This window comes from Vreelandella aquamarina, from assembly GCF_900110265.1.
Classification (GTDB): domain Bacteria; phylum Pseudomonadota; class Gammaproteobacteria; order Pseudomonadales; family Halomonadaceae; genus Vreelandella; species Vreelandella aquamarina.
This window is the reverse complement of record NZ_FODB01000113.1, coordinates 1-1,767: the sequence shown is the minus strand read 5'-3', so window position 1 is coordinate 1,767 and position 1,767 is coordinate 1. Positions and strand designations below refer to the sequence as shown.

Annotated in this window: 3 protein-coding genes; all 3 read right to left on the bottom strand. The window is 46.5% G+C overall.

Features of this window, described 5'->3' with window-relative positions; genetic code table 11:
* Positions 1–169 precede the first annotated feature (169 nt).
* The 3 genes from BMY49_RS17025 to BMY49_RS17015 all read right to left on the bottom strand — a co-directional run bounded on the left by BMY49_RS17025 (position 170) and on the right by BMY49_RS17015 (position 1,655).
* Positions 170–418 (bottom strand): hypothetical protein, encoded by a 249-nt coding sequence (locus BMY49_RS17025; protein ID WP_089676125.1) that lies wholly within the window; start codon positions 416–418, stop codon positions 170–172.
* A gap of 83 nt (positions 419–501) precedes the next feature.
* Entirely contained in the window at positions 502–981 is a 480-nt protein-coding gene (locus tag BMY49_RS17020; RefSeq protein WP_208596233.1) for a hypothetical protein, read from the bottom strand.
* Positions 982–1,130: 149 nt separating this feature from the next.
* Positions 1,131–1,655, bottom strand: a complete 525-nt coding sequence (locus BMY49_RS17015; RefSeq protein ID WP_089676123.1) for a GNAT family N-acetyltransferase — start codon at positions 1,653–1,655, stop codon at positions 1,131–1,133.
* Between the last annotated feature and the right edge of the window lie 112 nt (positions 1,656–1,767).

Here is a 1,767-nt window from a genome sequence, read left to right as displayed (position 1 = left end):
CCCTACCAATAGTGATTTCGCCTGAGCCATCAATCAGCAGTTCAATATTCTCGAGTTTCATATGACGAAACCTGACTCTTTGTGAACATAACGCCTGCAGCATGCGCGGCTACGAAATGAAGGCGAAGCCGCAATGTAGTAGACGTCGCCGTGCCTGCATTGGTTATATTTAGTCCTCATCCACCGCCTTAAGTATCCGCTGGGCAAGCTTCACGGCCTGCTCTTTATTCAGCGAAACCGGCAGTGCTTGATAGGATAAAAAACTCGTGGCGACCACCTTTAACCCGACGCCTTTACCTCCATTTTCTAGTGCCAGCTCCACAACATCTATTCGTTGTCTCACCGGCCCTTTCTGTAGAGCTTCCACCTTTGCAGAACTGCCAACTTTCCGACCTTTGTAAAAGCTAAACAGGCCCACGGAGACTCCCTAGAAAAATATAACGCTTTGCTCACCGGTAAATTGCGAGCATAGCGAGTATTTTATCCGTGTGCAGCAACTTGTTACACATACGCTGAATCTGTACGCGCATTAATAATCTCAATATCAGGATTGATTTTTTCCACAAGTTCAGTGATAAAACCTTTATCCTGAGTACTCATGCGGCTGCCGCAAATGATCCTACATACCGTTACGTCGACGAACTGCTTTCCGCGAGTAAATACTCGTTCCTCCGCCTCGTACTGCCAGACATCAAGTTTATGACTCAGAACATCAATTGCAGCGCCGTTGTGGAAATTATTCAGTCCAACCCTATGGAGCCCATCATATTCGATTGGTCGCACCTCATACTTGCTGGGGTCAATCTTTACACCAACAACGACTCCTCGATGTCCCTCTGAATAGTGAGACCACATCAATTCATTATTCGGGTCTCGCGATAGGGCACAGATACGCAATTTCTCCTTTTCACCTTTTAGTAGCCTGCGCATATCCTCATCAAGCGAGCTTCCACCTTGGCTATAGAGGTACTTCCCTTCCATTGGATCGTTCAGATCGAAGTACGGGGCAGCGTATAGCCGACTCTTTAAGATAATGTCCGTAAAGAACCGAAAATCTCTTATTCCTCGGTACTTATAAAGCAATCTCAATGTCTCCTAGTATGTGTAACGCCTGCATAAACGGCGCCCGACTAGGGCGTCCGGTGGACGGCCGTCAGGCCGGGAACGAATTTAATGCACTGGTTATACTGCTCTAGATCCAAGCCCAAGAAGTGTGTTCCTGGAACGGGATTGTTCGTCACGGGGGGATGTTCAACAAACCCATATGACTTATATAATTTTAGGGCGGTTTTGAACTCAGGCAGAACATCTAAACAAATTTTCTTGTACCCACTGATAACCGCTTCTTCCAATACTTTGTCGACCAGTTTGGCCCCCTGATTACTACCACGAGTGCTCGGCCGAACATAAACTCGCTTCATTTCACAGATAGCATCATTCAACCTTCGAAATGCTGCACACCCAACAGCTTTACCGTCTTTTCTTAGCAAAAAAATCTTTGATTCTTCGGAGCTATATTTTTCAGGTAATTGATTAAATTCTTTATCATTATCCTGAAAAGAAAGGTCGACCGAGGTGCTACTGACATACTCACGGTACAGATCAAGAACATCCTCTAAGTCATCAGGAAAAACTGCTCTTGCTATCTCAAACACTTCATTCTCCTAGCGGTATAACGCGAAGCGCACCGGCGGCCTTTACAGAGCGAAGCGGCGTAAAGGGCGTCCGAGTGCCGCGCATGGTTATGCATTAATGTTCGTTCCCGGA

What these genes read in the sequence shown, in the direction of transcription:
- BMY49_RS17020 (WP_208596233.1), bottom strand. Translation starts at nt 981, where the DNA reads ATGGAAGGGAAGTACCTCTATAGCCAAGGTGGAAGCTCGCTTGATGAG.